The organism is Streptomyces rapamycinicus NRRL 5491, assembly GCF_024298965.1.
In the GTDB taxonomy this organism is placed as follows: Bacteria; Actinomycetota; Actinomycetes; order Streptomycetales; family Streptomycetaceae; genus Streptomyces; species Streptomyces rapamycinicus.
Window position 1 is genome coordinate 3,120,239 of sequence record NZ_CP085193.1, and the last position, 25,726, is coordinate 3,145,964.

The following is a 25,726-nucleotide window of genomic DNA, read 5'->3' on the forward strand; positions in this document are numbered from 1 at the left end:
GGTGACTCCTTCGGACTCGGTGGTGAGGGGGTTCAGGGGACGAGGAACCGTACGGTCTCGGCGACGCAGGCCGGCTTGGCCTCGCCCTGGATTTCGAGGGTGTACCGGATCACCGCCCGCACCCCGGCGTCCGTGTCCTCGATCCGCGCCAGCTCGGCGGTGGCCCGGATGCGGGAACCCGCCGTGACCGGATGGGGGAACCTCACCTTGTTCGTTCCGTAGTTGATCGCCATCCGCACTCCGTCGACCCGGAAGATCCGGCCGCCCAGCAGCGGGATGAGCGAGAGCGTGAGGTATCCGTGCGCGATCGTCGCCCCGTAGGGACCGGCCGCGGCCCTGACAGGGTCGACGTGGATCCACTGTGTGTCCCCGGTGACGTCCGCGAAGGCGTCGATCCGCTGCTGGGTGATCTCCAGCCAGTCGCCGACGCCGAGGAGTTGTCCCCGCGCGGCACGGAATTCCTCAAGGGTGCCGAAGACGCGCGTCGGGGCCGTCATGAGCGCGGCGCTCCGTCGATCCGGCTGTTGGGCCGGGCCTTCGCCACCAGCGCCGGCAGTGCGTCGTCCAGTTCCTCGGCCTCCCAGCGGCCCTGCTTGACCAGGGTGGGTCCCTTGACCCAGGTCTCGGCCACGCTGATCTCGCCGCCCTTGACGGTGATCACGCGGCCGGTGACGCCCTCGCTGTGCGGGCTCGCCAGCCATACGACGACGGGCGAGATGTTCGCCGGCGATCCGACGTCGAACCCGGTCCGGGCGCTCTCCTCCCGCACCTGGGCCGTATAGCTCGCCACATCCTCCGTCATACCGGTCAGCGCGGTCGGCGCGACCGCGTTCACACCGACGCCCAGACGGGCGAGTTCGTCCGCGGCGGTGACGGTGAACGCGGCGATTCCCGCCTTCGCGGCCGCGTAGTTCGTCTGGCCCACGTTGCCGAACAGGCCGGAGGGGGATGAGGTGTTCACGATCCGGGGATGCGGTGTCGGAGTCCCGGCCTTACTCCGTTCGCGCCAGTACGCCGCGGCGTGCCGGGCGACGCAGAACGTTCCGCGCAGATGGACCTCGATGACCGCGTCCCATTGCTCGGGGCCCATGGTGACCAGCATCTTGTCCCTCAGGATGCCCGCGTTGTTCACCACGGCGTGCAGGTCGCCGAACTCCTCGACCGCCGCCCTGACCAGCCGCAGGGCCGCGTCCCAGTCGGAGACGTCGCCCCGGTGGGCGATCGCCTCACCGCCCAGCTCGCGGATCTCCTGAACCACTCCGTCCGGGGATGCCACGTCGTTCACCACCACCGTGGCGCCCTGGCGGGCGAACTCCAGGGCGTGCTCCCGGCCAATCCCGGTCGCCGCTCCGGTGACGATCACCACCCGGCCCACGCACACTCCCCGTGTCATCCGTCGTTCACCTCACTCGGTGTGTCCAGGTCCGTCAGCAACTGCTTGACCATGGGCTTGTTGTGCTTGCCGAACTCGGTCTTCGGCAGCTCCGCCACCAGCACGATCCGCTCCGGGTGGGACTGACGCGGTACGTCGCGCTCCGCCAAGAGCCCAGTGAGGTCGGCCAGGGTCGGCTCGCTTCCGGGGCGGGGCACGACGACCGCGACCGCCTGCTCCCCGAGCCGGGGGTGCGGCATGCCCACGACGGTGATATCGACGACGTCAGGGTGCTGGACGAGGAGACGCTCGAGCTCCAGCGGGTCGATGTTGATACCGCCGCGCCGGATCACGTCCTTGAGCCGGCCCACGTAGCGCACGAACCCCAAGTCGTCGATGGACATGATGTCCCCCGTGCGCAGATATCCGTCACGGGTCACCGCCTCCGCGGTGAGATCGGGGCGCTGGAGGTAGCCCAGCATCAGGGACGGGCCTCGCACCAGGTATTCGCCCACGTCGCCACCGCCTTCGATGAAGCACTCGACGCCGTCGAAGGGGAGGCCGTCGCGCGCCATGCGGACGTCCTGAGCGGCGTCCGCCGGCATCACCGCGTGGCCCACGCATTCGGTGAGACCGTACATGCGCCGGATCCGGAGGCCGAGCCGCCGTTCGGCGGCCGCGTACCGCTCGTCGGAACCGGACCCCGCGCTCAGGCCGCGCACCGACGACCACAACGACACGTCCTCGTCGTCGAGTTGCAGCAGGTCGTAGATGTGGGTGCCGGACATCAGGCACCAGGTCACGCCGTGCCGGCTGACGGCGCGGCCGGTCTCGTGCACCTCCCAACGGGCGACGGGCAGCACCGAGGCACCGGCGATGATCGGCGCGAAGAGGGTGAAGATGGTCCCGCTCGCATGCCCGAAGGGACCGGTCGACAGGACCACGTCCGACGGGGACAGACCGCACCGCTCGACATACTGGGTGGCCGCGTAGACGGCGGCGTTCTCGGAGTGCATCACGACCTTGGACGGGCCCGTGGTGCCGCCGGTGGAGAGCAGAAGGAAGGGTGCGCCGGTGTCGGTGTCGGCTACCTCGGCCGGGTCGAAACCCGAGCCCGCAGAGGCCACATCGGGCAGTTCGGACGCCCAGGCCGGCGCGTGTGCGGCGTCCGTGAGGACGAGGGTGCGCAGGCTCGGCGCGTCCTTCGCCAGGTCCTCGGCCGTGCCTCTCCAGTCCCGCTTGGCCAGGACCCGGCCGGAGATCACCGCGACCTCCGCATGGGTCACGTCCAGCAGGCCCAGGAGCTGGGACCGGGTGGCCCGGCTCGGCAGCGGGGCCAGTGTAGCGCCGACGCACGAGGCGGCGGCCACGACCGCGGTCGCCTCCCATCCGCTGACGAGGGGAGCCACCACCGTATCCCCCGGGCCGACTCCGCGATCGAGCAGAAAGGCGGCGAAACGGCGGGCCGCGGTGGCGACTTCGGCGTACGTCCTGGCGTCGTCCCCCACATACAGCGGGGCGTCCGGGGTTCGCCGGGCCCGCTCGGCGAGGATCCGCATCAAACCGGTGTCCTGCCACAGGCCGAGGTTCCGGTACGACGCCTGGAGCTCCGCCGGCAGGAGCGGATGTGAGCTAGGACTCATGACCACCATCCACGAGGAGAGACATACCCGTCACGTAGGACGCCGCGTCGCTGGCGAGGAACCTGACCACGCGGGCGACCTCCTTGGCCTCCGCCCACCGGCCCATGGGAATCTGGGCGATCGACCGGTCACGGAATTCCCGCTGCTGCTGCGCCGCGGTCAGATCGGTTTCCACGAGATGGGGCGCGACCAGGTTGGCGCGCGCGCCGGACGGGGCGAGCTCACGTGCCAGGGTCTTGGTGAGCCCCACGAGCGCGTGCTTGCCCGACACGTACGCCGACAGCGCCGGCCGGCCGTGGAACGACGCGCTCGACCCCACGGTGACAATGTTCCTGCCGGTGCCGCCGGGAGCGGACCGCCAGTTCCGCATCACGGCCCGGGACGCCAGGAAGACGCTGGTCAGGTTCAGCTCGATGGTCTTGCGCCAGCCGTCGGCCCGGATGTCGGGGAGCGGCACCTTGAACGGCGCCCCGCCCACGTTGTTGACCAGGACGTCGACGCGACCGAACCGGTCCACCGCCCGCGCCACCATGGCCTCCGCGGCCTCCTCGTCGGTCATGTCGGCCACCACGCACTCGACGGCGCTCCCGAGCGCGGCGATGCCGTCCCGTGCGGCCTCGAGGGCCTCCGGCCGACGGGCGGCCAGGACGATCCCCTCGGCCCCGGCCTCGGCGGCCTCCACCGCGATTGCCTTTCCGATACCGCGGCTGGCGCCGGTGACCAGCACCACCTTTCCCTCCAGCCGGAAGGGCGTGTCCGAGGCGTTCACCCCTGGCCCCGCACGACGATCGCTCGCAGGTGTTCCAGCCACCGGACCACCTCCTCGGCATGGTCCACGAACGGCATGTGCGCCGCCGATCCGACGGGTACGAGCGCGCCCCCGGTCCGCTCCGTGAGGGCGATGTGGTCCCGGAGCGAGACCGACCGGTCGAAACCCCCGCGGAGCACGAGCGTCATCGGCTGGGCGACGGCCGGGTCGATCCGCGGCCGGTGGTCGCGGATGGCCCGCAGATGCCGGGCCATCGTGCCCGCCTCGCGCGATTCGAAGTCGGCCACCACGGCCCTGAGGTGCTCAGGTTCCGAGTCGGGGCCGACGCAGCGCCGCGCCGTCTCGGCGAACATGGCCGCGCCCTTGGTGTCAACACGCTTGATCAGCTCCTCGGAGACGGGGAATTCCCAGCCCGCGGCGAGCAGCATCAGACCTGCCACGGGCATACGCTGAGCGCATTCGAGCGCCACCAGCGCACCGAGGGAATTCCCGACCAGGACGCGCGGGGCCGGCATCAGCAGGAGCGACGCTTCGAGCGCGTCGGCCATCGCGGGGACGCTCTCGACGTCCGGCAGGGCCGACACCATGCCAGAGAAACGTTTCGCTACGGGCTGCCACAGCGTGGCGCCGCCGCCGGCGCCGGGCAGGAACGCCCAGGACACGGTGGCCCCCCGACCGTCTCGCGCGAGGCCGTCGTGGATGAGATCGGTCGCCTCGTCGATGCTCATGCCATCAGCTCCATCCCGACGTCGATGAGTCCGGGAATGGTTCTCGTCAGTCCCTCGTACACGGGGTCGATACGCCTTCCGCGTCGGTGCAGTCCCAGGTTGTAGCCGAGGATGGCCGCGTACTTGTGACACGTCGCGGCGAGGACGTACTCAAAGTGTGATTCGTCCGCCATCGCCACCATGTCCGCCAGGGGGATCGCGGCCGCCGCACCGCTGTAGCGCTCCCCGAACCGTTCGCGGATCGCGAGCAGGCACAGGCCGGCTTTGTCCGACGCCGTGACGCCCAGGTGCGCGATCTCCCAGTCGAGGACCGCGGCCACGGCGCCCCCGCGGAAGACCAGGTTGCCCGGGTGGTAGTCACCGTGCACGAGCCGGACCCGGCCGGGGGCGGGCGTACCCCCCAGCAGCTTCGCCTCCAGCTCCGGGGCGCGGTGCACCAGCTCGGCGGGGGCGCGCTCGCGCAGTGCCGCCCATCGGCGGACCTCGGCCGCGGGCTCCGTCACCGGTTCGTCGCCGATCCCGGTGGCCGGGGGTGGCACGGCGCCGATCAGGTCGATCGTCTCGAAGGCGGCGCGCATCAGAGCGTGCGGAGTCATCCTCTCCAGGGCCGTATTCAGATGATCTCCTTCGACCTTGGCCATGAGCACGAATGGCCGTCCGTCGATCACCGGGTCGGCGGAGAAGGCGAGGATCTCCGGCACGGGTACGGGGGTCGATGCCAGCGTGTCCATGATGCGGGCCTGCCGTGCCACATCGGCGGGACCGACCGGCCGGGCCCCCGACGGGGGCAGCCGCAGGACGGCCTCGGTCCGCCGGCCCTCCCGTTCGGCCTCGACCCAGTAGGTGAAGCCCGAATGGCTGTCCGGGATGGCCCGCAGCGACACGTCCCGTGCCCCGGGCCAGGCGGCCTCGAGTGCCGCGGCGAGCACCGGGAGGCCGGACGGCCTCGCCGTCGGTTCAGTCGTCATGGTCGCTCCGTGCCAGTACGTCGGCGGCGAAGTCCGCCGCAGCGGCGCGCCGGGTGGGCACGTGGTCGGACGGCCACGGCCCCTCCGGAGCCGTGTAGCCCTTGAGGACCTGCCGGGCGACGGCGGTCTTGTGGACCTCGTCCGCACCGTCCACGAAGCGGGCCGCGCGGGCGCGGCGGTACATGTGCTCCAGCGGCAGGTCACCGGAGAAGCCCAGCGCTCCGTTGGCCTGGATCGCCCGGTCGATGACGCGGTTCAGCACCTCGGCACCGAAGTATTTGATCATGGCGATGTCGGTCTTCGCCGCCGCCGCTCCTTGCGTGTCGATGACCCAGGCCGCCTTCAGGGTCATCAGCCGGGCGGCCGTCAGCTCCGCGGTGCTGTCGGCGATCCACGACCGGACCAGGTCGGATTCGGCGAGCGGACGGCCCCGGACCTCCCGTTGCAGCACGCGCTCACACATGATGTCCAGGGCACGCTGGGCCTGGCCCAGCCATCGCATGCAGTGATGGATCCGGCCGGGCCCGAGGCGCATCTGTGCGATCTTGAAACCGTCGCCCACGCCGCCGAGGATGTTGGCCGCGTCGATGCGGCAGTTGTCGTATCGCACCTCGGGATGGCCGAACCCCAGGCGCTCCGCACCGATCATGGTCGGGACGTTGCGGACCACATGGAGCCCCGGGGCGTCCTTCGGCACGATGAACATCGACGCCCGTCGGTGCGGTCGTTCGTCCGGGTCGGTGACGGCCATGACGATGAGGAAGTGCGCGGCCATCGCGTTGGAGCTGAACCACTTGTGCCCGTTGATCAGCCAGGTGCCTCCGTCACGGATGGCCGTGGTGCTCATCCGGGTGGGGTCCGACCCGGCGTTGTCCGGCTCGGTCATCGAGAACGCCGACCACATCCGGCCGTCGAGCAGCGGGTGGAGCCAGGTCTCCTTCTGCTCGGGCGTGCCGGCGAGGGCGAGGATCTCGGCATTGCCGGAGTCCGGGGCCTGACAGCCGAAGGCGTACGGGCCCCAGAACGACGTGCCGATGATCTCGTTGAGCTGTGCCAGCCTGACCTGGCCGAGCCCTTGCCCGCCGACCTCGGGCGGGAGGTGAGCCGCCCACAGGCCGCGCGACTTCACCTCCGCCTGAACCGCCCGCAGAACGGCCTCGAACTCCTCGTCCTCCACATCGAGGACTTCCAGCGGCCACACATGGGTCTTCATGAACTGCCGGACCCAGCTCAGCTCACGTTCGAACGCCGGATCCGCCGCGAACACCCCGGACATGTCGTGCACTCCTCCCGCGTGCCGGATGGGGGTCAGCGCCCTTCCCACTTCGGCTCACGCTTCTGGACGAAGGCGGTGGCGCCTTCCTTCGCGTCCTGGGTCTGGTGGTTGCTCATCACCATGAAGTGCTCCAGCAGGGCGATCGTCTCCCGGTCCGACTCCAGTCCACGGCCGACCGCGAGCTTGCACCACTCCATCGCGAGGGGGCTCTTGTTGATCAGCGGCGCGACGAACTCGTCGATGGCCTGCTCGAGCTCGTCCGCCGGCACGGACAAGTTGACCAGTCCCCACTCCTCGGCCTGCTTGCCGCTGAGGAGCTTGCCACTCCAGAACAGTTCCTTGGTCTTCCGCAGGCCGATGGACCGCGGAACCGCCCAGTACGGGCCGGCCCCGCCGAGCAGGCCGCGGTTGAGGTGGTAATCACCGATCTGCGCGTCGTCGGTGACGATGGCCAGGTCGCACCACATCATCATCTCGAAGCCACCGGCGACCGCGAACCCGTGCACGATGGCGATCGTCGGCTTGGAGATGTGCCAGTCGTTGCTGAGCGCGAGCAGCCCCGACGAGCGGACGATGCGCCAGCTCTCCGCCTGGTTGCCGAGCGCCTCACCCGACAGTTCCTTGAGGTCCCGCCCCGCGCAGAAGGCCCGGCCACGGCCGCGGATGAGGATCGCGCGGACCTCCTCGTCCGCGTCCGCCAGCTTCAGCGCTTCCTCCCGCTCCCGGGCGAGGGTGTTGTTGATCGCGTTCAGCGACTCCGGCCGGTTCAGCCAGATGGTCGCGACCTTGCCATCGTGCGACTTCTCGTACTCGAGGGTCTCGAAGGTCACCACAGGACTCTCTCCTTTTCGGATCTTTGATAAAAAATCTAATATCCAAAATACGGGCCAGCGGGGCTTCCCACAAGAGGGAAACCGTCAGGGGATGAACGTCTCGACCAGGGAGACCTCCCCGGTCGCGAACCTTCCGAGCGCCGCCTGGTGCGTGGCCGCACTCCCCCACCTGCTCTGGAGCTCATGGCCGTACAGCAGCCACCGGTGCAGCGGGTGCTCCCTGGTGAACCCCATGCCCCCGTGGATCTGCAGCGCGTGGTCATTGGCCAGCGCCCCGGCCCGGCTCGCCACGGCCTTCGCCACGGCGGCCGCCAGGCCGCTCCCGGGGTCGCCGGCGGCGAGCGCCCGCGCGGCGCTCCACGCCGTCGGCCGCGCCGACTCGAGCGCGGCCGCCATGTCCGCCAGCATGTGCTTGACCGCCTGGAAGCTCCCGATCGGGACCCCGAACTGTTCTCGCGTACGGGCCTGCGCCACGCTCAGCTCCAGCAGCCGCCGGGCGACGCCGCCCAGCAGTGCCGCCGTGACCCACGCGCCCCTGGTACGCAACTCGGGCACCGACGCCTCCGGCTCGCCGAGGGCCGACCCGGTCCACTCCGCGGACGGCTCTGTGCCGGCCCGCGCCACGCCGTCGGTGGCCGGCGCACCGGCCTCGGACACCCATATCCGGCCCTCGTGCTCGACGAGCACCAGGCCGGCGCCCCGGCGGGTGCCCGTCCCACCGCTCGGGCACAAGGTCGCCCCCAGGCTGTGTCCGGCCGCGAGCGCGGGCAACCAGCGCTCGCGCTGCTCGGCCGTTCCGTAGCGGGCCACCATCGGCGCCACCACGCCGACCGTCTCGGCGATGGGGACCGGCACATCGGCGTAGCCCGCCTCCTCGACGATCAGCACCACATCGGCCTCGGTCATGCCCGCGCCACCGGACTCCTCCGGAACCGCCAGCAGCGGCAGGCCGATTTCGGCGAACGTGGCGCGCGCCGCGGCCACATCCGCGTCCCCCGGCGCCGCCGCCCCGTCCGCCAGGGCGGCGAAGGCCTTCGCCGCCAGCCGGGCGAACTCGGTCTGCTCGTCGCTGAACGCATCGATCACGGCGCTCACCTCGGCATTCCGAGCACGCGCTCGGCGATGATGTTCTTCTGGATCTGGTTGGTCCCCGCGAAGATGCGGGCGGCGCGCGCGTACCAGTACTCGGCCATCCACTCCTCGGCCCGCTCCGTCGACGCCCCGTCGCGCAGATCGCCCGTCGCGCGCAGAACGCTCTCCCCGAGCTGGAACAGCCGCACCTGGAGCTCGGACCAGATGAGCTTGTTGTAGGCGGCGGTCGCCGTCGGGGGGTCGGCCGTGGCCTCGGCCGCCACCCGGGACGCGTAGTCCCGGTACATGAGCACCTGGGCCAGCACATCGCCGAACTCCAGCTCGACCGCCGGATCGAGTCGCACCCCCGCCGAGGCGACGGCCCGGCGCAGGGATTCGAGACGGTTCAGGTACTGGATGTAGCTGCGCCGTCCGACTCCTCGCTCAAAGCCGAGCGCGGTCATGGCGACGCGCCAGCCGTTGCCGATTCCGCCGACGACGTTGTCGAGGGGGACCCGTACGTCCTCGAAGAAGATCTCGGCGAACTCGGGCCGGTCGTTGAGTTGAGTGATGGGCCGGACGGTCACCCCGGGTGTGCGCAGGTCGATCATCACCCAGGTGATGCCACGGTGCTTGGGCCCGGCGCTGTCCGTGCGGACCAGGGCGAAGATCCAGTCGGCGTAGTGCGCTCCGGTGGTCCAGACCTTCTGCCCGTTGACGACCAGGTCGTCACCGCTCTGTTCGGCCCGGGTGCGCAGAGCGGCCAGGTCGCTCCCCGCGTCCGGCTCGCTGAACCCCTGGCACCACACCTCGTCCGCGCGCAGCATCGCCGGCAGCCAGCGGTGTCGCTGCCGTTCGGTGCCGAACGCCATGAGGGTCGGGCCCGCCAGCATCAAACCCTGGATGTTGATCCGCACCGGGCCGCGCGCCCGCTCGTACTCCTCCTGGAAGACAAGGCGCTCCCGTTCGCTCGCGCCGCGTCCGCCGTGCTCCACCGGCCAGTGCACGGCGGCGTACCCGGCATCGGCCAGCTTCCGCTCCCACGCCCGGTAGCCCGCCGAAGCGGCATGGCCGTCGAGCGGGGGAAGAGCCCGCGGCACATGTTCTCCGAGCCAGGCGCGCAGCTCCGCGCGCCAGTCGTCCAGGCTCCGCCCTCCGGCTACTGCCTGTGTCATCGTCACTCCTCGCAAGCCCCGCGATTCTGATTAAATATCATTGATATGGTCATAATGATCTCAGGATGAGAGGGAGCGATACTCCTCCATCGCCGCGCTCAGTAGTCCGGAGCCGGTACGGCATCGGGGTCGATCTTCACATCGATGAGCACGGGCCGGTCCCGGTGTTCGATCGCCGCCAGCGCCTCATCGAGTTCGGCCCGGTTCCGTACGGTGAGGCCCTGCCCGCCGAGAGCGGTGGCCACCGGCCCGAGATCCGGCCAGGTGAAGGTCGAGATCGCCGGGTCCATGCCCTTGTCGCGCAACTGGACGTGCTCCGCGCCGTAGGCCCCGTCGTTGAGGACCACCACGACCAGATCCAGTCCGTGCCGGACCGCGGAGCCGAACTCCGCGAGCCCGCCCAGCATGAAGCCGCCGTCTCCGGTCACCAGCAGCGTCGGCCGCCCTGGCGCGCCGAAAGCGGCGCCGACGGCGTTTCCCATGCCCAGCCCGATCGAGCCGAAGTTGACGGTGTGGACATACGCGCGGGGCTCCGGCACCTGCAGGATCCTGAAGGCGTGGTGGATGAACCGCCCGCCGTCGAAGACGAGCGTGCGCTCCTCCGGAAACCTCGACTCCAGCCGGATGAGCGCGGTGCGGATGTCCACCGTCGAGTCCGTACCACGGTCCGGGAACTCATGACGCTTCCGCGCGGCCAGCCGCTCGGCGAGCTTCGGCGAGGCAAATCCCGTGGGCTTGACCTCGGCCTCGTCGAGCCAGGCGACCAAGCCGTCGGCCACCGCCGTGGCATCGCCCACGACTCCCACGTGCACGGCCGAGTGCCGCAGCGGCGCACCGCGGTCGACGTCGACGTGGACGAGCTTCTTTCCCTCCAGCAACGAGCCTTCGGCCGTGGTCCACTTGTTCAGCGAGGCGCCGAACGCCACGACGCAGTCGCTCCGTGCGATGACGTCCAGGGCGCTCTGATGGGAGAGCGTCCCGAAGATCCCGAGGTCGTACGGCTCACCCCGGAAGAGGTCCCGCGCCCGCAGCGTCGTCGCGACCGGTGCCCCGATCCGGCTCGCCAGGCGCAGCAGCGCCTTGCGCGCGTCCGGTGTCACGGCTCCCTGCCCGGCGAGGACGATGGGACGCTCGGCCGAACCCACGACGCCCACGGTTCGGTCCATCACCTCCGGGTCCGGTGGCACGGCTTGCGAAGGCAGCCACCCCGGGGGAAGCGGCGCGTACGCCACCTCTTCCCACTGGAAGTCCACCGGCATGTTGAGCACCACGGGACGGCGCTCCAGAACGGCACGGCGGATCGCCGTCGTCAGGTCCTCGGCCACCGTGTGCGGGGTACGGACCTGTTCGAAACCGGCGCCGGTCGGCAGCACCACGTCCCGTTGGGAGATGTTCTGGAAGTTCTCCCGGTCCGCGACCGCGGTGTCACCGGCGATCAGCAGCACCGGGGTGCGGTCCCTGACGCCTTCCACCAGCGCGGTCACGGTGTTGGTCAGCGCGGGGCCGTGGGTGACGGTGGCGACGCCGAGACGGCCCGACGTCCGCGCGTACCCGTTCGCGGCCAGCACGGCGCCGGCCTCGTTCGCCATCGAGACGAAGGTCCCTCCCGCGTGGCGCTGAAAAGCGTCCATCACATAGAGGTTCGCGTCGCCCAGCACCCCGAACACGGTGGTGACACCGTGGTCGGACAGCGCCCGCGCGGTCGCTTCGTGGAACAACATGGCCACTCCGTTCAGCTCACGAGCCGTCACATCTTGCTCAGCGTGTCGGAGCCGCCGAGCAGCATCGCCAGGCCGACACCGGCGCCCGTCACGGCGGTCATCACCAGGGCGACGGCCGCCACCATCGGATAGCTGCCGTTGTTCCAGTAGTCGTACAGCAGCGTGCCCATGACCCGGGTGGTGGAGGACCGCACGAGGAGCGAGGCGGTGAACTCATGGGTCAGCAGCACGAACAGCAGGGCCGCCGATCCGGCCAGGCTCGAGCGCACGAGCGGCAGCACGATGGTCGCGTAGGTCCGGACGAGGCCCGCCCCGCTCGCCCGGGACGCCTCGATATAGCCCCGCCCCAGGGCGAGAAGGGTGGACAGCTGCATCCGGGTGGCGAACGGGATCATCAAGGTGACATAGGCGAGGATCATCACCCATGGCGTCCCGTACAGCACGAAGGGGCGCGAGGTGTAGGTGATCAGGAAGCCCGCACCGAAGATCACCGCGGGTATGCCCAGTGGCATCGACACCAGGAAGTCCAGGATGACGCGCATCACCCGGTAGCGCTGTCCACGGATCAGCACGCACGCCACCGCGAACCCGAGGGGCAGCGTGATCGCCATCGCCGCCACCGCGTAGGTGACGCTGTTGCCGATCGCCGAGACCGCCTCCGGCTGTGCGAACAGTTCGTTGAAGTTCTCCAGCGACAACTTGGCGAAGGACAGCTTTCCCGTCCAGTAGGGCGACAACGACACGAAGGCCAGGGCGCAGAGCGGCAGCACGCTCGAGATCGCGGCGTAGAACACGATGACGACGACCGCGAACACCGACGACCCTCCGCCCGTGCGCATGCCCTTTCCGGTGTGGGTGACGAACCGCGACTCGCCGCCCAGCAGCCGCTTCTGCGCCAGCACGACGATGATCCCGGCGATGAGCAGCGGAGAGCCGAGTGCGGCGGCCGGGCCGTACTCCACCGGGGTCGTCGAGACATGCCGGTACATCTCGGTCGTGAGGACCTGCACCCCGGCATTGCTCCCCAGCAGCAGAGGCGCCGTGAGCTGTCCGAGACTCAGCAGCAGTACGACACCGGCCGCGTAGACCAGGGAGGGACGCAACAGCGGAAGCGTGACGGTGAAGAACACCTTGATACGCCCGGACCCGCTCACCCGGGCCGCCTCCTGGAGGTCCTCACCGATGTTCCGCAGGCCGGACGTGACGAACACGTAGACGAAGGCGCTGAGGGAGATGCCGGTGATGAAGATGATCCACTCGATCGAGTTCACGTCGAGCGGCCCCTCGGACCGGCCGGACCAGAAAGGCAGCACGCGCAGCACGTTGTTCAGGTAGCCGGCGCTGGGCGACGCCAGGAAGGACCACCCCACCACGGAGGCCACCGCGGGGAGGACCAGCGGGAGCATCGGGAAGATCCGCAGAAACCGCAGCCGCCGGGGCAGCCTGCTGGCGGCCCATGCCAGCAGGGTGCCTGCCACGAGCGCCAGGGCGACCGACCCGAGGGCGAGCCAGATCGTGTTGAGAACGGTACGGCCGATACCAGTGGCCGAGAACGCCTGCCGGTATCCCTCCGCCCCGCCGCTGAACGCCCTGATCTGGAGGCTCACCAGCGGCGCGACGACCAGATATCCGATCACGACCACAAGGGCGGCCAGTCCGAGTCGCGCGGGAGCCGAACGAAGCACACTGGGCCCGGTCGCGGTGGTGAACGGCCTCCTGATCACGCGATCACCCCGACGGACGCCGGCTCGGCAACGTGGTGGGAGCCTTCGGAAGCGTCGAAGTAGCGGGCGGCCTCCGTGTCGAAGGCGAAGACGACCCGGTCTCCGCGCCCCAACGCCCCGAGGAAGTCGTCGGATCGCCGGATGTCGGCCCGTACGCTCAGCCGGAGCCCGCCACCGGTCTGGACGGTCACGTCGAGATGCCTGCCGCCGAACTCCACGTCCGCGACGACGACCGGAAGTCCCGCCTCATGGGGGGCGAGGGCATCGGGCCCGGTGGCCAGGCGCGCATCGTCCGGGCGCACCCGTACCACCGCGTCGCCCGCGGCATGTGGCGGCCGGAGCGCCGCGCCGAGGACCTCATCCGTACCCGACTTCCAGACACCATCGGTGAAGTGGGCGACGATCCGGTTCGACATACCGGTGAACGCCGCGACGTACTCCGTGGCGGGCTCCTCGAACACCTCCCGGGGAGAGCCCAGTTGCTCGATCGCCCCGGATCGCATGATGGCCATCCGGTCCCCGAGTGCGAGGGCCTCGCTCTGGTCATGCGTGACGAACACCGCCGTGAACGGCTTGCGTTGATGAAGCTCGTGGAGTTCCGCCCGTACCTGGTCACGCAACCGGGCGTCGAGGTTGCTCAGCGGTTCATCGAAGAGCACCAGGTCGGGCTGTGCGACAAGGCCTCGCGCCAGCGCCACACGTTGCTGCTGGCCGCCGCTGAGCTGGGACGGATAACGGTCGAGCAGATCCTGGCAGTCGACGAGCCCAGCGGTCCTCTCGACCTGACCGGACGCGAGAGCCTCTTTCATCTTCCGCGCCTTGAGGGGGTAGCAGATATTCTTGCGCACGGTCATATGCGGCCACAGGGCATACGACTGGAACACCATCCCGATGAAACGCCTGTTGGGCGGAAGATCGATTTTGCTCGCGTGGTCGAAGACGACCGAGTCACCCAGCCGGATCGTTCCCGCCCCGGGACTCTCCAGCCCGGCGAGACAGCGGAGGGTCGTGGTTTTCCCGCAGCCACTCGGGCCCAGGAGAACCAGGAATTCGCCGTCCTCGATCTCGAGATCGAGGTCCGCGACCGCGACCGTGGGTGGGTTCCCGTCGAAGCGACGGGTGAGTCCGCAGACCGACACGTGGGACATGACTTTCCTCTCGGCGATGAGCAGGCAGTGCGGTCTTGAGCAGGCCGGCAGGGGGAACGTCACCGCCATGTCGGCTCAGTCCCGGATCGGCTACCGGAACGTCTTGTTGAACTTGTCGACGAAGGCCCTGAAACGCTCAGGACTCGCGGTCATCACGCCACCCGTGGTGGTCTTGTCGGCGGTTGTCGCGACCCCGGGGATGTCGGGGAGCACCGATGCGATGCGGTGCGCGAGAATTTCCTGGCCCGCCGGCGAGAACATGTAGTTCATCAGCAGTTGTGCGGCGTTCGGATGCTTGGCGCCCTTCAGGACGCCTTCGTAGAACGACGCCGCCCAGGCCGGATGCGCGAGGCCGCCGTCGACCGGAGCGCCGGAGTCCTTGGCCTGGTAGAGCGCGACCTGGGCAACCTGCGTGGCGGCGGAGATCTCACCGGACGCCAACCCCTCGGACATCGCTGCGCCCGCCTGGTAGATGCGCGGCTTCTGCTGGGCGAGTTTCTCCAAGTAGTCGGCGCCGTATCGTTTCTCCAGATAGGTGTAGAAGTCCATGACAGACGGCGTGAAGGGAGCCAGAATTCCGATCTTGCCGCCGGACAGTTTCGGGTCCAGCAAGTCACGAAAGCCTTTGAGACCCTTGGGGTAGCGCTCGGTATTCCACGCGTAGCTCATCGTGGTAGCCGCCGATCGCACCACATGAGGGACCAGGGTATTCGCCTTCCGGTCGAATCCGGAAGCGTTGAGGGCCGGCCCCCGCGGAGCGATGAACGCGCCTTCCGCGGACTTCGTCTTGAGATAGTTCTCGTCGGACATGCCGACCATGTCGGCGACGCGGTTTCCGGTCTTGGCCTCGGCGTCGATCTTGGGCTCGAGGTCACTGTCGGCGGCCCGGAAGACGCGCACCTTGATCCCGTACTTCTTTTTGAAGGCCGTCGCCAGCTGGCTCATGGTGTCCTCGGCGTGGGCGGTATAAACGACCACCTCACCTTCCGATTTCGCGTCCCGGACGAGCTTCTGCCACGACGCGTCACCCTTGGGCCCCGTCCGCTCAGACAGCTTCCACTGCGGGGAAGCCTTTCCCGAACCGCATGCGGTCAGCGCGAGCCCCAGCACAAGGGCGATCACGGCGGGCCAGAGGCGTGAGAGTTGATCGAGCCGTTGGGACGCGGTCGCCCGCGCGCCCCAACGTGTACCTGGGAACGTCACCACGGCTAACCCCTTCAAATATTTCTGATAAAAGATCAGGATGCGGCTCATTAGATACCGCTGCGAGTTGGCCGGTCAAGGGGTGTGCACGCGTGAAAGGTGCGGCGATGGCCGACGCACGAAAGCCGCCCATACCGGGCATGCGGCGCCCTTGCCGTCGACCGGCCCGGCGGCATCCGACCGCCCCGCCGCCGCTGGTCAGGGTCCGTCGTCGAAGGGGGCGCCCGGCCGCGAGCCGAAGCGGCGCGCCAGTCAGGTGGCACTGCGGCACCCCGACGCGCCCACGGTCTCATGGACGCGCTGGTGGAGCGCGCGGGGGCGTCGGCGACGTGCGACCGTCGGCTGGAACCTCTCAGGGCCGACGGGCCACCCGCGATGCGCTGTTATTCACGTCCGCCGACGGCCGAAACCATACGGCGACGTCCGAGCCCACGCGGAGCCCGCCTTCACCGGCCGGTCGGTCAGCCCGCGGGCAACTCGGCGGTATGGCCGCCGTCGGCGTCGTCCGCAAGGGGAAGGAAACGCACCGCGTGCGTGCCTGTGCGGCGTACATGGTCCCGCATGGCCTCGCCGGCGGCCTGGGCGTCACCATGCTCGAGGTGCTCGATGATCGCGAGGTGATCGCGCACCGCGATCTCCCAGCCGGCGTCGTGGAACCCGACCGGGACGCTGCTCGCCAGAAGCCCGAGCAGCCACATCAGCCGGGGAGACCGGCTGGCCCGGTTGATGATGGCGTGGAAGTGGTCGTTGGCGGTTTCTCGCTGGGCCGGGTCCTTGTCGGAGGCCATCTCGTCCACCGCGGCCCGGAGTGAGGCGACCTCCTCCTTGGAGAGGTTGGCCGCGGCCCGCTCGGTCGCCAGTCCGGAGACCATGGCGTAGACCTCGTACTGATCGAGGATGTCCTGACGGCGGAAGTCCCAGACAAAGGATCCTCGCCGCGGAATGGTCTTGATGAGACCCTCCCGCTCAAGGGCGATCATGGCCTCGCGGATGGGCAGCCTGCTCAGCTCGAGCCGCTCGGCGAGCTCATCCTGGTTGATGCGCTCCCCCGGCTTGAGCTCCCCGGTAAAGATCGCCCGGCGAACCCACCGTGCGACTTCCTCCTGAAGGTTTGGCCGCGCCATCCCGCTCCCTCATTCATGGTTCGCGATGCACCCGCGAGGCCGTTTACAATATCAAAGATCCGCGATGCGCCTCGACGGCGGTTCACGCCCGTCGCCCATCGCGCTCCGGCCCCCGGTGACCGGCGCCCCGGAACCGGTCATGGCCCGTCCGACGCGGCCCAGACCGCCGGGCGGGAGGAGTAGGCGACATACTCCTCGAACTGCCCCAATTCACGGTCGAACAACGCGTGCGAGACGAACGAGCCGACGACCGCGCCACTCGGATCCTTGACCGTCCCGGAGATGAAACACCGGTCGCCACTGCGCGCCCGTCCGGTGACTTCATGGTGCGTCCGTCGCAGCCCCCGGCGCCGGAACAGGGCCAGCACGGCCGCACGCCCGTACACCTCGTGGCGCCCGGCCCCCGGCGGCTCCTCGACGTACGGGGGGTGCGAGTACCGCGCCGACTCACTGAAGCAGTTCGCCGCGCCGGCGAAGTCGCCGGACTCGAGGCACCGGAAGTACCTCTCGATGAGATCGAAGGCATCCACGGCATCCCTCCCAGATTTTATCTTTGATACATTATCCCATCCTCTCGCGCAGGGGCAAGCAGCGCTCCAGGAACGCCGACCGGGAGCAAGGTCGTCGCCAGGGGTCACCCACGTTCCACCACGGTCGCGTTGGCCATCCCGCCTCCCTCGCACATCGTCTGCAGCCCGTAGCAGCCTCCGGTCCGGTGGAGCTGGTGGACCAGCGTCGTCATCAGCCGGGCGCCGGTCGCGCCCAGCGGATGCCCTGAGCGCGATGGTGCCGCCGAAGGGAGAAGTACGAGTTCCCCGCGCGCTTTCAAGTTGCCGCGATCTCCTCCGTTATCATCTTGTGCTTCCTGGCCACCCTCTTGTCGTAGCGGTCAGGTGCCTGTCCGGAAACGCATGACACCTCAACATGGGCCTGACCTGGAATTCTGGGCATGCGTTATGCGGCTGACGTCAGCGTTGTTGATGTTGTTCGGGACGCGGTCTCGTGGGCGATCGGGCTGCGGTGCCCGGCTGGTGTACTGGGCGCCGAGGTCGGTGTGCACCGATCGCCGCGGCGAGGCCGCCGCGGGCGTGTTCGGCGGCGGCCAGGCCGCCGGTGACAAGTTCGGTGCGCATGTGATCCGCGATCTCCCAGCCGGTCAGGCGGCGCGAGGCGAGGTCGATCACGGTATAAGTTACGTGGAATCAGGCTGAAGGATGGACCAGCCGTCGAGGGCGGTACGTGGGCCCAGGTCTCGCGTTGAGCGTGTTCGTGACGGCGTTGTCGGAGAAGTGGCCGGTCCTGGAACGGCATGAGCGGGCGGCCGAGTGGCTGCAGATCGGGTTGGATCTGGGCCGGGCGCCCCGGACGATCGACGCGTACGCCCGTGGTCTGAGCGAGTTCTTGCTGGCGTGCGAGCGGGACGGGATCGATCCGGAGGGGGCCAACCGCAGTCATGTGGCCTCGTTTGTAGGTGAGTTGAGGACGCAATTGCCGCTGCCCGTAAGGTGATCGCCGCCTGCGACGCCAAGCTCGCCACCCACCGCGCCGCTCTCCAAGCGGGCGCGGACCCCGCCGTCGTCACCCAGTGGATCACCGAAACTCAGGCCCGCCGGGTGAGAGCCGGAGCTGAGCTGCGCGCCTCACCGAAGGGGGCGGGGCCCGGATGTCCCGCGACGAGATCGCCCGGCTCGTCCGCTCGATCAAGGACCTGGCCACCGTGGTGCGCCAGGCCGAGCCCGAGGACAAGGCCGAGATCTACCGACAGCTCGGGCTGCGGCTCACCTATGGTTCCGGGAAACACAAAGTGCTGGCCGAGATGAGACTCGACCAGCACTCGCGCGAAGCCCGTGGGCCATCAGCACGTGTCCGAGGCCCGACACGCACCATACGTACACGCCGGTGTTGCGGGGCGAGCTGCTCCTGCCGTAGTCCCCGGGTTCAAGCCGTCGGCGGCGCGCCGTGACATCGACGACACGCCGCCACCTCCTACGGCGCGGCGGAGATGAGATCGCCCAGGTCGTCCGCTCGATCAAGGACCTGGCCACCGTGGTGCGCCAGGCCGGGTCCGAGGACAGGGCCGAGATCTAGGGAACGTGGCCTATGGCCCGCGTCGATCTCGTGCTGCTTCACCAGTTCCGCAGCTGGGTGAAGCTCTTCCACGAGAAGCTCGGGGGGCCGTGCCGACACCAAGCCCTTGCCCATAACGATGGCAGCGGCTCTCGGGCGGCTCCAACCACGGGTGACGCAAGGCTGGCGCAGGCCGCCACACCGGTCAACGGTCGCGGTCACGATCGAGATGGAGACCATCGCCTTGGCGGCTGCGCGGCGGAGGGCAAGCTGCTTCCGACACGTCGTGGGACGACAGCACCCCCGGTCGACCCGGGGCCAGGGTTACGTCGAATCGCAGGCATGCCGCGACATGAGGGGAGTCGCCCAGCGGGGTGTTGGTGAACCTTTGGGTGATACTGACACTCTGCCGATGCCGTTCGACCAGGGCGTGGGGGCCAACGGCGTGTGCTATCTCGCTAGACGTCAACTCTCCGCCACCGGCATCGCTCGCCAACTGTTCCCGAGCTTTGAAAGCCTTCCGGTAGACAGTGTCTAGTTCCCGCTCTCTGAGGTCCAACCCCTGGCGGGGGCAAGCCTTCAGCAAGCGCGTCGTTACCGAGGCACCCAGGGCGCGCATGGGGGTGATGGTGTAGGAGTAGCAGCGAGTGACCTGTCCGCGTCCTCCCGCGATCGGGCTGCCGTCGTCGTAATGAGAGGTGAAGGCGGCCACGACCTCGGCTACGGTGTCGTGGACCGTGTAGGAGTCCAGGTTTGCGGTCCGCGAGACCTGCCACAGCGTGAAGTGAACGTGGGCGGACGAGGGGAACGGTGTGTTCCCACTCTGCCGGATGGCGCGGCCGAACGCATGGGCCAGGTCGGAGGACGCCTTGATGGCCGCCTGCTTGTTGTGGTGCGCCGTCCTTTCCTGCCCGATGTACACGCTGACGATGCCGACGAGTGCGAGGACGCAGACCGCACCGAGGGCCTTGGCCCACGGTGCGGTGCGTCCCCTTCCGGGATCACGCCTCAAGGGCGTTGCCTCCTGCTGTCCGGGGCGTCGTTCGCCTCGCGCAGACTTCCGGTCGCCTGCTGCGCAGCGCGTGAGTACGCGCGAGTTCCGGTCTTGTTGGGTGATAGCTCTTCCTGCTGATGCACCCGCTGTCCGTCGAGAGGCACGTGAAGTCCCCATCCCCGTTCTGCGCCTTGACGAGCTTGTTGACTCCCTCGGGAGCGGAACAGGCCCGTTTTCCGTCGTAGCTGCGGTCGGGATTGACATAGCCGATCTTCTTGTCGCCGAGCCTCCATCACCCCGGAACGCCTCAGAAAGAATTCTCAGTCCGTAGCGTCGGGCGGCATCTCACCTCTCGGCGTATTGCAGGAACAGCACACCCAGGACGACGAGTCCGGCGGCTTCCAGAATGGAGACCGCGACCAGAAGGGCGCTGTCCATGCTGTGGCACCAGAAGGTGATAAGCGCGGCAAAGGGAGTGACGAGGAAGGCCACCAGATCGACGACTGTCTGTGTGGTCTTGCGCGAGATCCGTCTGTCGTCGCTGCGATGGTAGGTCTCCCAGCCGAACAGCGGTTCCTCCACGTTTGTGGCCTCGGCGAGCCGGGACGCGAGCTCGGTGCGGACGTAGCGTCCGATGGCTGAGATCTTTTCGTCGTTGACCAGGTGCGTCCATCCGAGCACAAGACACACCACCGGAAGGGCCAGGATCAGCTGCGGGTAGTCCGTCTGCGCGGCGACAGCCGCGACGGCGGTCACCGCCGCGAGCGTCACGTACAGCAGGTTGTCCCGAAAGCCGATACGTGCCCGCTGCTCGTCCTTGATCTGTGCGTACTCGGCAAGGAGTAGGGCGCTAGTGCTCCGTTCGCTGTCCGTCATGACTGGCTGTCACCCTCGTTTTCGCGACACCGTGGCAGGGGGGTGGCTCGGTGGTATTCATACTCGGCCCGTGGTGCCTGGACCTTCAGGGAGCTGCCGTGCTCTCGGCAGCTCCCTGGCCGGTCGGCCTCCGGATCCGGTCCGGGAGGACTCAGTCGGTGCTGTTCGCGGGCGGTGGACTGTCGGCGTTGTTCCGCTCGACCCAGGCCTTCCCGTCGGCCGCGATGCCCTCCAGGAGACGAAAAGTATGGGCGAAGCCGGCCGCGTCGAGGTTGATCTGCGAGAGGTCCCGGGCGTTCTCGTACGGTTCGAGCTGGTGGCTGTCGGCGTCCTTGATCCGGATGGTTCTGGCCGGGCCGTTGGAGAGGAGCAGCGCCATCTCGTAGCCGATGCGGTCGTCCTCGGTGACCTGCACGGAGGAGAACGCGTCGAAGCGGTAGTTGGTGCGTTGTTCGCCCGGGCGAGTGGCACGGGCGAAGTCGACTACGGTGCTGATCTCGCGGATACCGTTCCGTGTGGCCAGGAACAGCCGGAGGGTGTATCGGGAGTAGCGCCAGGGGCCGCCTCGGCGCCGTGCTCGTCTGTAGGGGCGTGCCGGTGTCGTCAGGATCGTGTGGGCGATGATGTCGTACCAGGTGAGCTGGTGGTGACGGAGCACATCGGCGGTGAACAGGATCTTGTCGTGGCTGAGCCACGCCTCCATCTCGGCGTCGGAGGGCCGGATGGCTTCCAGTTGCTCCTTCCAGCGCTGGAACTCCTCCTCACGTGCGTACATCCGCAGGTGGTACTCCTGCGTCTCCTCGGCGAACCGCTGTTCCTCGCTGCGTATGTGCAGCCACACCGACGCTGCCCGGCGCCCGCTCCCGATGGCGCCGATGAACACGGCGAACGTCAGGAGCCCGTGGAGCGCACTCGCCGAACCTGTCGCGGCGGTGGCGGTGGCGGCCAGGGACGTGAGGCCCAGGACGGCGAGGGCGGGCACGCAGGCGAGTTTCGTCGTCACCGGAGTCCGGTACTGCTGTCGGTGGGCGAACAGCGTGCCGTTGTTGTGGCGGTCCTTGGCGTCCCGGGCCAGGTAGCGGATCAGCCAGTTGACCCGGTCGACGCTGATTCTGCTCTCCCGGTAGAGGAACGCGACCTCGGCGGCCAGAACGGCGCGGATGCCAGTGGTGTGGGCGAGCCACTCGGGCCGGTCGCACCCGTGCGGCACGTACGTGCCGAAGTAGTGCTCGAAGGACTTGCGGACGCCGCTGGTGAACCCGTCCGCCGCGAGGGTCCCGCCGCCCGCGGACGCGGGGGAGGGAACAGCCGGGGAGTGGGCCGGATCCGGTACCGGCTCCTGGTTCGACGCTTGGCCCAGCTCCTGCTCCTTGGACTGGAGCCGGTGCTTGTTGTGCCACCATCGCTGGCCGAACCTGGCGGCGAGGAATCCGGTGCCGAGCGCGATCAGCAGCTCGACGATCGCGGTCAGCGGCTCCGCGATCACTGCCGAGATCCCGAGGAATCCCGCAGTGACGACGAACAGACCGGTCCAGGCCGCCAGGCGAGGATGGTGACGGAAAGCGGTGCTCTCCTCGGGAGGCCGGGTCCGTGCCCCGATGGGATCGGGCTCGAAGTAGTACCGCACCCGCCGGGAGCGGTCACCACGGAACTGCCCGGCCTTGGCGAGCTCGCAGATCTCGGCCCACAGGGTGGCTTTTGTCCGGCTGGTGAGCACGAGGTCGAGGTGGTGGACGATCAGGTCACGCTGGGGCGGTGCCAGATCCCTCAGCCGCTTCAGCACGGCGGCGGTCTCACTGTCAGCTTTGCCGGGCAGTGCCAGCAGATCGAAGACGACCTGCAGACCGGGCTTCCAGTCCTTGTCCTCGGCGTAGCCCTGCATGACGTCCCGCGTCCGGTCCAGCTGACGGCGCTCCTCGGCACTGAGGTCGTGGTGGGCGCGTTTGCTGAGCATGGCGAGCGCCCAGTGGAAGCGGATCTGCGGGCCGTCGTGGTTGTGGGTGATCGCGTCCCAGATCAGTTCCCGCGCCCGGCCGGGTAAGCCTTCTTCCAGACAACGGACACCGACCTCGTACTTCTTCTGGGGCGAGGCGTCCGGCGGGACAATGTTGTTGATGGTGGAGTCGAATATGATCCCGGCCTGGGCGCCGACGAAGGAGTCGTGCGCCTCGTTGTGCGTGGAGGGGAAGCCCTCGGTCATGCCGGTTCACCCGCCGCCGCGATCAAGGACGCAAGACCGGAGGCCAGTTCCGGGTGGCCGTCGAGCAGGCCGCGTAACTTCCTGAGCGCCATAGCTGCCTTCTTCGGAGGCGCCGGGGCGTTCGCGGTGCACTTCTCCGCTGCGCGCCTCGCGATGCTCAGTTCGGCCTGTGCCTCATGGTGAATGTCCGCGTCGAGGGTCCCGTCGGCGTGGTGTCGTGCCAGGTGCTCCCGGAAGCGGTCCAGCTCCGCGACCAGTTCCGCCGGGGTGGATGCCTTCGGAGCTGCCCCGCTGACATGGACGGTGCTGCCGGTGACCTCTCCGGCCATGATTCCCACCGTGCTGGAAAAGGCCGTGTTGACGACGCTTCCGCCGCCCCTGCCAGTTCTGTCTTTCTGAGCCATGACAATCTGCTCCTCTTCCTCTGCTTCCACTGCCAGTTCTGCTTCCTTGATCAGTTCCGCAGCCAGCCGTACCGCGAAAGCCGCCGCGTTCGCCGCGGCGCGCGGTTGCCGATCGCGGTCCTCCGCGCCGTTCTTCGTGCCGTCCGCCCGGTCACTGATGCCACGGACGACGCCGACCGGCAGGCCGCTGAGATGGCCGGCCTGTGCCACGCCGGCGGCTTCCATGTCGATCGCGAACGCGTCGTTGTAGTGCTGCCGGAGCCATGCGGCCTCGGCGGAGTTCCGCGAGTTCTGCAGGACCTCACCGGCGGCTATCGGGCCGAAGTGCACCCGCGGCACTTCCCCGTTCTCCGGTGCGTGGCCGGCCCGGTCCGTCATCCGGGCCAGATGCTGGCCGAGCTGGATGATGGGGTGCGGCGCCTCCCACACCCGGGGCCGCGCCTTGAGCCCGTCGTCCTCGCTGGTCGCGCCGTGGTAGGCGTACACATGGGTGGCCATCACCACGTCGCCCAGCGCGATCGAGCTCCGCATGCGGCCGGCGACACCGACGAACAGCACGGCTGCCGGAGAGAAGTGCTCGATAGCGCGCTCCGCCAGCACTGCGGCCGAATGGTTCCCCTTGCTCGTCAGACCGAGTGCCACACGGCACGAGGTGCCCGGCACCGTCCCGACCTCGAACCGCGTGCCGGTCTTGTGCACGGTCACCTGCGGATCGGCCAGTTTCCGGTGCACGGCCTCGTATTCAAGATTGAGGGCGGTGAGAATCACCACCAGGTCATTTGGCATTTCTTCTCATTCCTTCGCGTCTTCCTCTGTTCGTTCTTCCGCCTGCTGTTCCGCCGGTGCCGGCACGGGCCGGACCAGCGGAGGCGAGAGCACCGTGGTCGGTCCCGCGCGGAACAGGCGTGCGGGGCGCCCCACCGTGGTCCTGCGTCCCGTCCCGGCCGGAACGATGAACCCGTCCACGGCCTGGACCTTCCGGTAGAAATTCCGGGTGTCGAGCGTGACGCCCCACACCGCCTCGTACACCTGCCGCAACTCGGCGATGGTGAAAAGGTCTCCACAGAACGCCGTGGCCAGTGCGGAGAACTCGAGTTTCGTACGGGCGCGTTCAATTCCGTCCGTCACTATCCGATCGTGATCGAAAGCGAGCTTCATCTGCCCGGAAAGGACCGTGTCCGTCGGAATCCATGAGGCATTCGCGGCATCCGTTCCCGCGACCGGCTCAGGAAGGCGCGGCGCGATCGCCAGATGCGCAACCGAGACGACCCGCCCACGCGGATCGCGCCCTGGATCCCCATAGGTGGCCAACTGCTCCAGATGAAACTGCCGGGCATCAACAGCGGTTTCCTCGCCCAGCTCGCGGCGAGCGGCCTCCGGGATCGCCTCACCGGCGTGGTTGAGGAAACCGCCGGGCAGCGCCTGCATGCCAGCGAAGGGTTCCTTGCCCCGCTCCACGAGCAGGACACACAGCCGCCCCTCACGCAACGTCAGGATTACAAGGTCAACTGTGAGCAGAACGGACGGCGGCGCCCAGGAATCATCACGCATGGTGCCGACCGTATCGGGTTGCTGTCACATTGACAATAAGCGTCCTCGATCTGCCCTCTGCGGCAGATCACCTCTATGACCCGGACGAGCAAGAACCGGGACTGCAAGACGTTCGGCTCCCGTAATCGGTGGCAACCAGGAGCGACAAGCATCGTTGGCGTGGTGTGCGAGATGTCAAGGAGCTTGTGAACGTGGTGATTTCGAGGTTGTCGGTACTGGTCATCGAGGGTGTGACGGACGAGGGCGATCTGATCCGGGTGACGGCGCGGACCCAGGATGGTCTCCGGTGTCGTGCCCCACGTGTGGGACGCCTCCAGGGCGGGTGTACGGGTTCCACGGGCGGGTAGTGGCGGACGTTCCGGTGGACGGACGTCGGGTCGTCGTCTCGGTGCAGGTCCGGCGCCTGTCAGTGATTACTACACAGCGCTACCACCGATTACGGTACAGAGCCGCTCGTTTGACAGATTCCCACTCAGCGCACAACAGATCCGGGATACCGCCGGAGTCTCGGAGGGACTGCGCAACGTATCCGCACAGTCAGCACAGGGCAGAAAGACCCGCTCCACGATGCCCCCGACATCACCATCAGCTACGAACACGCAACAAGGGCCGCGACCGTAAGGTCGAGGCCCTTGTCTCCGTATCGCCAGGCTCGTGTCCGAGGGGGTATCTGGACCAATACCCCACGGCTCACACCCCTCACGACGGTGCTGGCGCTGGCGTAGCCACGGGATTGACACGTGAGGCGGTTCCCGGACCACGGCCGGGAGCGCGACGGACGGCAGCGTCTACCGCCGGGCCCGCAGCACGAGACCATGGACGTCAGCGGGAGGGATCCCCGCGGAGCCGCGCTCAGGTGACGTGGTAGTTCGCGATCAA

Annotated in this window: 24 protein-coding genes and 2 pseudogenes; 3 read left to right on the forward strand and 23 right to left on the reverse strand. The window is 68.6% G+C overall.

Going from position 1 to position 25,726, the window contains the following annotated elements:
* Positions 1 to 32: 32 nt before the first annotated feature.
* The 18 genes and pseudogenes from LIV37_RS12485 to LIV37_RS12570 form a co-directional block, all read right to left on the reverse strand.
* The gene (locus LIV37_RS12485; protein WP_020867476.1) at positions 33 to 497 is read right to left on the reverse strand and encodes a MaoC family dehydratase; all 465 of its coding nucleotides are present in this window, start codon (positions 495 to 497) and stop codon (positions 33 to 35) included.
* Positions 494 to 1,393 carry an SDR family NAD(P)-dependent oxidoreductase gene (locus LIV37_RS12490; protein ID WP_121825542.1) on the reverse strand — a complete coding sequence of 300 codons (900 nt, stop codon included), beginning with the start codon at positions 1,391 to 1,393 and terminating at the stop codon, positions 494 to 496. Before LIV37_RS12490 ends, LIV37_RS12485 begins: the two co-directional genes overlap by 4 nt.
* Positions 1,390 to 3,015 carry a class I adenylate-forming enzyme family protein gene (locus LIV37_RS12495; protein ID WP_158634918.1) on the reverse strand — a complete coding sequence of 542 codons (1,626 nt, stop codon included), beginning with the start codon at positions 3,013 to 3,015 and terminating at the stop codon, positions 1,390 to 1,392. The genes LIV37_RS12490 and LIV37_RS12495 overlap by 4 nt, the downstream gene beginning before the upstream one ends.
* The gene (locus LIV37_RS12500) at positions 3,005 to 3,784 is read right to left on the reverse strand and encodes an SDR family NAD(P)-dependent oxidoreductase (RefSeq protein WP_020867479.1); all 780 of its coding nucleotides are present in this window, start codon (positions 3,782 to 3,784) and stop codon (positions 3,005 to 3,007) included. The genes LIV37_RS12495 and LIV37_RS12500 overlap by 11 nt, the downstream gene beginning before the upstream one ends.
* A complete protein-coding gene (locus LIV37_RS12505) occupies positions 3,781 to 4,512 on the reverse strand; it encodes an alpha/beta fold hydrolase (protein ID WP_020867480.1) in 732 nt (243 codons plus the stop codon). The genes LIV37_RS12500 and LIV37_RS12505 overlap by 4 nt, the downstream gene beginning before the upstream one ends.
* A complete protein-coding gene (locus LIV37_RS12510; protein WP_020867481.1) occupies positions 4,509 to 5,480 on the reverse strand; it encodes a phosphotransferase family protein in 972 nt (323 codons plus the stop codon). The genes LIV37_RS12505 and LIV37_RS12510 overlap by 4 nt, the downstream gene beginning before the upstream one ends.
* Positions 5,470 to 6,756 (reverse strand): acyl-CoA dehydrogenase family protein, encoded by a 1,287-nt coding sequence (locus tag LIV37_RS12515; RefSeq protein ID WP_020867482.1) that lies wholly within the window; start codon positions 6,754 to 6,756, stop codon positions 5,470 to 5,472. The genes LIV37_RS12510 and LIV37_RS12515 overlap by 11 nt, the downstream gene beginning before the upstream one ends.
* A gap of 32 nt (positions 6,757 to 6,788) precedes the next feature.
* Positions 6,789 to 7,586, reverse strand: a complete 798-nt coding sequence (locus tag LIV37_RS12520) for an enoyl-CoA hydratase/isomerase family protein (RefSeq protein WP_158634917.1) — start codon at positions 7,584 to 7,586, stop codon at positions 6,789 to 6,791.
* Positions 7,587 to 7,673: 87 nt separating this feature from the next.
* Positions 7,674 to 8,675, reverse strand: a complete 1,002-nt coding sequence (locus tag LIV37_RS12525; RefSeq protein ID WP_158634916.1) for an acyl-CoA dehydrogenase family protein — start codon at positions 8,673 to 8,675, stop codon at positions 7,674 to 7,676.
* Positions 8,676 to 8,680: 5 nt separating this feature from the next.
* The gene (locus LIV37_RS12530; protein WP_020867485.1) at positions 8,681 to 9,835 is read right to left on the reverse strand and encodes an acyl-CoA dehydrogenase family protein; all 1,155 of its coding nucleotides are present in this window, start codon (positions 9,833 to 9,835) and stop codon (positions 8,681 to 8,683) included.
* A gap of 98 nt (positions 9,836 to 9,933) precedes the next feature.
* Complete coding sequence (locus LIV37_RS12535; protein ID WP_020867486.1) at positions 9,934 to 11,556, reverse strand: thiamine pyrophosphate-binding protein; 1,623 nt, start codon at positions 11,554 to 11,556, stop codon at positions 9,934 to 9,936.
* Positions 11,557 to 11,582: 26 nt separating this feature from the next.
* Positions 11,583 to 13,280, reverse strand: a complete 1,698-nt coding sequence (locus tag LIV37_RS12540; protein WP_202979645.1) for an ABC transporter permease — start codon at positions 13,278 to 13,280, stop codon at positions 11,583 to 11,585.
* The gene (locus LIV37_RS12545) at positions 13,277 to 14,428 is read right to left on the reverse strand and encodes an ABC transporter ATP-binding protein (protein ID WP_020867488.1); all 1,152 of its coding nucleotides are present in this window, start codon (positions 14,426 to 14,428) and stop codon (positions 13,277 to 13,279) included. The genes LIV37_RS12540 and LIV37_RS12545 overlap by 4 nt, the downstream gene beginning before the upstream one ends.
* 90 nt (positions 14,429 to 14,518) lie before the next feature.
* Positions 14,519 to 15,682, reverse strand: coding sequence for an extracellular solute-binding protein (locus LIV37_RS12550; protein WP_121825538.1), 1,164 nt, complete (start codon positions 15,680 to 15,682; stop codon positions 14,519 to 14,521).
* Positions 15,683 to 16,092: 410 nt separating this feature from the next.
* Positions 16,093 to 16,755: a GntR family transcriptional regulator gene (locus LIV37_RS12555; protein ID WP_020867490.1), complete on the reverse strand. Its 663-nt coding sequence runs from the start codon at positions 16,753 to 16,755 to the stop codon at positions 16,093 to 16,095.
* Between the two features lie 137 nt (positions 16,756 to 16,892).
* On the reverse strand, positions 16,893 to 17,285 hold the full coding sequence (locus LIV37_RS12560; protein WP_020867491.1) for a nuclear transport factor 2 family protein: 393 nt from the start codon (positions 17,283 to 17,285) through the stop codon (positions 16,893 to 16,895).
* A gap of 104 nt (positions 17,286 to 17,389) precedes the next feature.
* Positions 17,390 to 17,549: pseudogene (locus LIV37_RS12565) on the reverse strand (acetyl-CoA C-acetyltransferase); the annotation flags it as partial.
* Positions 17,550 to 17,782: 233 nt separating this feature from the next.
* Positions 17,783 to 17,942: pseudogene (locus tag LIV37_RS12570) on the reverse strand (DDE-type integrase/transposase/recombinase); the annotation flags it as partial.
* A 70-nt stretch (positions 17,943 to 18,012) separates the two neighbouring features.
* Between LIV37_RS12570 and LIV37_RS12575 the strand changes: the two are divergent.
* Both LIV37_RS12575 and LIV37_RS51735 read left to right on the forward strand, forming a co-directional pair.
* Positions 18,013 to 18,264, forward strand: a complete 252-nt coding sequence (locus LIV37_RS12575; protein WP_202979644.1) for a site-specific integrase — start codon at positions 18,013 to 18,015, stop codon at positions 18,262 to 18,264.
* 450 nt (positions 18,265 to 18,714) lie between these two features.
* The gene (locus LIV37_RS51735) at positions 18,715 to 18,843 is read left to right on the forward strand and encodes a hypothetical protein (RefSeq protein ID WP_020867494.1); all 129 of its coding nucleotides are present in this window, start codon (positions 18,715 to 18,717) and stop codon (positions 18,841 to 18,843) included.
* A 184-nt stretch (positions 18,844 to 19,027) separates the two neighbouring features.
* On the opposite strand, the gene LIV37_RS12580 is transcribed toward LIV37_RS51735, so the two are convergent.
* From LIV37_RS12580 to LIV37_RS12600, 5 genes are all read right to left on the reverse strand, one after another.
* The gene (locus LIV37_RS12580; protein WP_020867495.1) at positions 19,028 to 19,834 is read right to left on the reverse strand and encodes a hypothetical protein; all 807 of its coding nucleotides are present in this window, start codon (positions 19,832 to 19,834) and stop codon (positions 19,028 to 19,030) included.
* A gap of 327 nt (positions 19,835 to 20,161) precedes the next feature.
* Entirely contained in the window at positions 20,162 to 20,692 is a 531-nt protein-coding gene (locus LIV37_RS12585) for a hypothetical protein (RefSeq protein WP_020867496.1), read from the reverse strand.
* Between the two features lie 151 nt (positions 20,693 to 20,843).
* Positions 20,844 to 22,892 carry a hypothetical protein gene (locus LIV37_RS12590; protein WP_020867497.1) on the reverse strand — a complete coding sequence of 683 codons (2,049 nt, stop codon included), beginning with the start codon at positions 22,890 to 22,892 and terminating at the stop codon, positions 20,844 to 20,846.
* Complete coding sequence (locus LIV37_RS12595) at positions 22,889 to 24,082, reverse strand: 5'-methylthioadenosine/S-adenosylhomocysteine nucleosidase family protein (protein WP_020867498.1); 1,194 nt, start codon at positions 24,080 to 24,082, stop codon at positions 22,889 to 22,891. Before LIV37_RS12595 ends, LIV37_RS12590 begins: the two co-directional genes overlap by 4 nt.
* A gap of 6 nt (positions 24,083 to 24,088) precedes the next feature.
* Complete coding sequence (locus LIV37_RS12600) at positions 24,089 to 24,847, reverse strand: NUDIX hydrolase (RefSeq protein WP_020867499.1); 759 nt, start codon at positions 24,845 to 24,847, stop codon at positions 24,089 to 24,091.
* 286 nt (positions 24,848 to 25,133) lie between these two features.
* On the opposite strand from LIV37_RS12600, the gene LIV37_RS12605 reads away from it, so the two are divergent.
* The gene (locus tag LIV37_RS12605) at positions 25,134 to 25,715 is read left to right on the forward strand and encodes a transposase family protein (protein ID WP_349345250.1); all 582 of its coding nucleotides are present in this window, start codon (positions 25,134 to 25,136) and stop codon (positions 25,713 to 25,715) included.
* The last annotated feature ends 11 nt before the right edge of the window (positions 25,716 to 25,726 follow it).

Excerpts from the sequence above, each read along its gene's own strand:
- LIV37_RS12485 (WP_020867476.1), bottom strand. The coding sequence starts at position 497 with ATGACGGCCCCGACGCGCGTCTTCGGCACCCTTGAGGAATTCCGTGCC.
- LIV37_RS12490 (WP_121825542.1), bottom strand. The coding sequence starts at position 1,393 with ATGACACGGGGAGTGTGCGTGGGCCGGGTGGTGATCGTCACCGGAGCG.
- LIV37_RS12495 (WP_158634918.1), bottom strand. The coding sequence starts at position 3,015 with ATGAGTCCTAGCTCACATCCGCTCCTGCCGGCGGAGCTCCAGGCGTCG.
- LIV37_RS12505 (WP_020867480.1), bottom strand. The coding sequence starts at position 4,512 with ATGAGCATCGACGAGGCGACCGATCTCATCCACGACGGCCTCGCGCGA.
- LIV37_RS12510 (WP_020867481.1), bottom strand. The coding sequence starts at position 5,480 with ATGACGACTGAACCGACGGCGAGGCCGTCCGGCCTCCCGGTGCTCGCC.
- LIV37_RS12515 (WP_020867482.1), bottom strand. The coding sequence starts at position 6,756 with ATGTCCGGGGTGTTCGCGGCGGATCCGGCGTTCGAACGTGAGCTGAGC.
- LIV37_RS12530 (WP_020867485.1), bottom strand. The coding sequence starts at position 9,835 with ATGACACAGGCAGTAGCCGGAGGGCGGAGCCTGGACGACTGGCGCGCG.
- LIV37_RS12535 (WP_020867486.1), bottom strand. The coding sequence starts at position 11,556 with ATGTTGTTCCACGAAGCGACCGCGCGGGCGCTGTCCGACCACGGTGTC.
- LIV37_RS12545 (WP_020867488.1), bottom strand. The coding sequence starts at position 14,428 with ATGTCCCACGTGTCGGTCTGCGGACTCACCCGTCGCTTCGACGGGAAC.
- LIV37_RS12550 (WP_121825538.1), bottom strand. The coding sequence starts at position 15,682 with ATGAGCCGCATCCTGATCTTTTATCAGAAATATTTGAAGGGGTTAGCC.
- LIV37_RS12555 (WP_020867490.1), bottom strand. The coding sequence starts at position 16,755 with ATGGCGCGGCCAAACCTTCAGGAGGAAGTCGCACGGTGGGTTCGCCGG.
- LIV37_RS12585 (WP_020867496.1), bottom strand. The coding sequence starts at position 20,692 with ATGACGGACAGCGAACGGAGCACTAGCGCCCTACTCCTTGCCGAGTAC.
- LIV37_RS12590 (WP_020867497.1), bottom strand. The coding sequence starts at position 22,892 with ATGACCGAGGGCTTCCCCTCCACGCACAACGAGGCGCACGACTCCTTC.
- LIV37_RS12595 (WP_020867498.1), bottom strand. The coding sequence starts at position 24,082 with ATGCCAAATGACCTGGTGGTGATTCTCACCGCCCTCAATCTTGAATAC.
- LIV37_RS12600 (WP_020867499.1), bottom strand. The coding sequence starts at position 24,847 with ATGCGTGATGATTCCTGGGCGCCGCCGTCCGTTCTGCTCACAGTTGAC.